The organism is Streptomyces sp. NPDC048420 (assembly GCF_040651535.1).
In the GTDB taxonomy this organism is placed as follows: domain Bacteria; phylum Actinomycetota; class Actinomycetes; order Streptomycetales; family Streptomycetaceae; genus Streptomyces.
This window is the reverse complement of the sequence record NZ_JBEZKG010000071.1, coordinates 1-3,182: the sequence shown is the minus strand read 5'-3', so window position 1 is coordinate 3,182 and position 3,182 is coordinate 1. Positions and strand designations below refer to the sequence as shown.

The window sequence follows — 3,182 nt, the reverse complement described above, 5'->3', positions numbered from 1 at the left end:
GGCGCTTCCCGGCCGGCCAACCGCCAGACATGCTGGCGCACTTCAGCCCGCGCGGCCCGGATCGCGGTCAGGGCCTTCGGCCCGGCCGCGGCGAGGGTGTCGATGAGGCGGGAGACCGTCGGGTCGGAGGCCACCGGCCCGAACACGGCCGGCTCGGCCCGCAGCATGGCGACATCCGCGAGGCAGTCCCCGCCCAGAGCGACCGCCAGAGCCACGTCCAGCAGGATCTTGCCCGGATCGTGCACCGCCCGAGCCTTCCGCCACGGCGTCAGCGCCGCTGATATCGCGGTGTCCAAGTCGGCTTTGCGGACGGTCTCGACCAGCAGCACGCCCCCCGCCTGCGAGACCACCGCCCGGCCGCCGCCCTCGATGCGGACACGCGGGTACGACCCGATACGCTTCTTCACCTGGAGAGTGCTTCTTTCCGTGCAGCCAACAGGACCCTCGACAAGTCCCATCGTTGCAGGTCAGGAGCACTCTCCGCTTATTTAATCAAGCATCGGACACCCACCTCGCGAAAGCGCGAGGCTAACCATCCGCCACTCGCTCGCCTGGCAGGCGGGCGTCAAGGGTGCTCTGATCACTTTCGCGGCGCTGCTCCTCCTGGGCTCGGGAGTGGCGCGTCCGATGCTCGCCTTCACGAACGTGGATGGCAGCAGTCTCGCCGACGCAAGTTCGGACCAAGAGCAGGCCGTTGAGGCCGCCGTCAGGGAGGCGTTCGGCGACCGATACAAGATCGGCAAGCAGTACGAGCAGCCGTGTGGTGACTCCCCATGCACCAACATCATCTTCATCCTGCTCAGCCGCGAAAAAGGGAACTCCAAAGAATTCGGTAGTGGCAGCCTTTCCTGGCCGGACAAGAAGCACCTGAACGTACAGCTGGAGAACAGCGACCGGCCCACTGTCATGGGATACCCGGTGGGAGGGGCGGAAGCCCCGTCTAACGATGTAGCAGCCTCTCAAGTCGCAAAGTCGTATGCCCGGCGACACTATCCGTGGGCGATGAGCGCGACCATGAGCGAAACATCCCCCGTGGGCGCAAAGGCCGAACTTGGCTGGATTACGAACTGGAGATGGACTCACAGCGACGTTCTGATGCCTAGGATGTTGGACGTCCAGGTAGACAGGGCCGGGCGTGTATCTCAGATTGACGTCACCCTTGGCCCGACCCATGTGAAGCTCCCCGAAGCCAAGGTTGACGCCAGGCAGGCCGAAAAGGCAGTAAACAAGGCGGTAATGGCGCAACTCCAAGCCAATGGAACTAGTGGCGCAAAATTCAGCACCAAAGCAGTTACCGTAAAAGCGGTAGAGACAGACGGCAATTGGCAGCCCAACTGGCTTGTGAATACGACATGGCCAAGCAGCGGAAATAGCAATGATTCGCAGGAGCAGGCGGCGGTCGAGATGTACCGCGTGAACGCCGTGACTGGGCAGGTGTACGACAGCGGCGGGCAACTTCTCAAGACCAGCTGACCCCGCTGTCAACATGTTTCGCCCCAGCCCCAGCCCCAGCCCCAGCCCGAGGCCGAACGGGAGCATCCCGCCCCTCTCGAGTTGGATGCCGAGCGATGCAGCAGAGCCCCCGCCCCGAACGCCTGATCGGTCGGCGCACCCGCCGTCGTGGCTGACTGTCGCCGGCTGACGTGCAGATGGGCTCCGGACCGACTCTGTACGTGGTGACCGCGCCGTCGTTGCAAGGAGCGAGGACACCAGGTGATGCGGCAGGGACCGCGAGGGGTAACGGTCCTTCGCCGGTTGAGCTGACATCAGACGCCATCCGCTTTCCGAACGTGGTCGGTTGGTTCGGGGTGTGTGGGCATGAACTCCGATCAGGGGCGGGAGAGATGGGCGTGGTTCGTCCGCTCGTCTGGCTCGTGGAGGTGGCTGGTGCCGTCGGTGCTCGGTCTGCTGGAGGCCCGGGAGAAAAGGGTCCGGGAAGAGATCGCGGGGTTGCGGGAGGAGGCCGAGCGGGTGCAGGCCGCGCTCGGGGAGGCGGAACGCTCGCTTCAGCGGCTGGTGGATACCCGGGCGACGGTGGCCGAGGTGCTGGCCGAGCCATCTTCGGCAGTAGCGGAGACGGAGCGGGGCGCGATGGCGGGTTCGCCGGTGCCGCACCGGAGTGAAGGCATGGCGGCGTCGGTGCTCGCGGCGGACTACCAGCGGATCGTGTCGGTGCTGGAGTCGGCGGGCCGGGAGGGGATGCGCTGCCAGCAGCTGGCCGTGGCCCTGGGCCTTCAGGCAGTCCCGGCGAAGGTCGAGGGAGTGCGGTCGAAGGCGAAACGCTTGGTGGAGCGGGGCTGGGCGCTGCAGATGCGGCCGGGGGTGTTCACCGCGCTCGCGGTGTCGGCCGACTGAGACCGGCTGGGCGGCGGCGTCCGGCCAGGCGGCCGCTCATGAGCATGGTCATCGACCACAGCACCATGGCCTCGTGCATGGCGGGCAGCCTCTCGTAGTCGCGCGCCAGGCGGCGCGAGCGCATCAGCCAGCTCAGCGTCCTCTCCACCACCCACCTGCGTGGCAGCACCACGAACCCTGTCGTGTCGTCAGTGCGCTTGACGATGTCGAGGGTGAGCTGGAGTTTCCCGGCCGCCCAGTCGACCAGGCGCCCGGCATAGCCGCCGTCCGCCCACACCAGGCGGACGGAGAAGTACGTCTTACGAAGCCGCTCCAGCAGTGGGACGGCGGCGTCGCGGTCCACACTCGCCGCGGTCACCGCGACGGCCAGGACGAGGCCGAGGCAGTCCACCACCAGGTGCCGCTTGCGGCCGCCCACCTTCTTCCCGCCGTCCCAGCCGGAGGTGGAGCGCGGGATGTTCGCCGCTGCCCGCACCGACTGTGAGTCCACGATCTGTGAGTCCACGATGGCAGCCGTCGGATCCGGGGAACGGCCTTCCCTCTGGCGTATCTTGTCGCGCAGCCGGTCGTGGAGCTCGGCGAGCAGACCCGTGACCTGCCAGCGGCGGGCGAAAGCATGCACGCGCCGATATGGCGGGAAGTCCGCGGGGAGGTTGGCCCACTTGACGCCGTTGTCGACCACGTAGCGCACTGCGTCGAGTATCACGCGGTGGCAATACCCCTCCGGCCGCCTGTCGGCGTACACGTGAACGTGCCCAGTCACGTACGGATGAACGTGCTCAGTTCGTGAGGTGCTGGGAGCCGGCGCCGGGCAGTCTGCTGCTTGA

General features: G+C 66.9%; 4 protein-coding genes. 2 read left to right on the top strand and 2 right to left on the bottom strand.

The window, feature by feature from the left end:
• The coding region (locus AB0D34_RS47215; RefSeq protein WP_362674383.1) for a transposase at nucleotides 1–407 on the bottom strand (407 nt) is incomplete at its 3' end.
• A gap of 220 nt (nucleotides 408–627) precedes the next feature.
• Between AB0D34_RS47215 and AB0D34_RS47210 the strand changes: the two genes are divergently transcribed.
• Together AB0D34_RS47210 and AB0D34_RS47205 are read left to right on the top strand one after the other, a co-directional pair.
• On the top strand, nucleotides 628–1,473 hold the full coding sequence (locus AB0D34_RS47210) for a hypothetical protein (RefSeq protein WP_362674381.1): 846 nt from the start codon (nucleotides 628–630) through the stop codon (nucleotides 1,471–1,473).
• 345 nt (nucleotides 1,474–1,818) lie between these two features.
• Nucleotides 1,819–2,355, top strand: a complete 537-nt coding sequence (locus AB0D34_RS47205) for a hypothetical protein (RefSeq protein WP_362674379.1) — start codon at nucleotides 1,819–1,821, stop codon at nucleotides 2,353–2,355.
• Here AB0D34_RS47205 and AB0D34_RS47200 read toward each other — a convergent pair.
• Nucleotides 2,327–3,100: an IS5 family transposase gene (locus tag AB0D34_RS47200; RefSeq protein ID WP_362674385.1), complete on the bottom strand. Its 774-nt coding sequence runs from the start codon at nucleotides 3,098–3,100 to the stop codon at nucleotides 2,327–2,329. The two genes, AB0D34_RS47205 and AB0D34_RS47200, sit on opposite strands and share 29 nt — an antisense overlap.
• Nucleotides 3,101–3,182 lie beyond the last annotated feature (82 nt).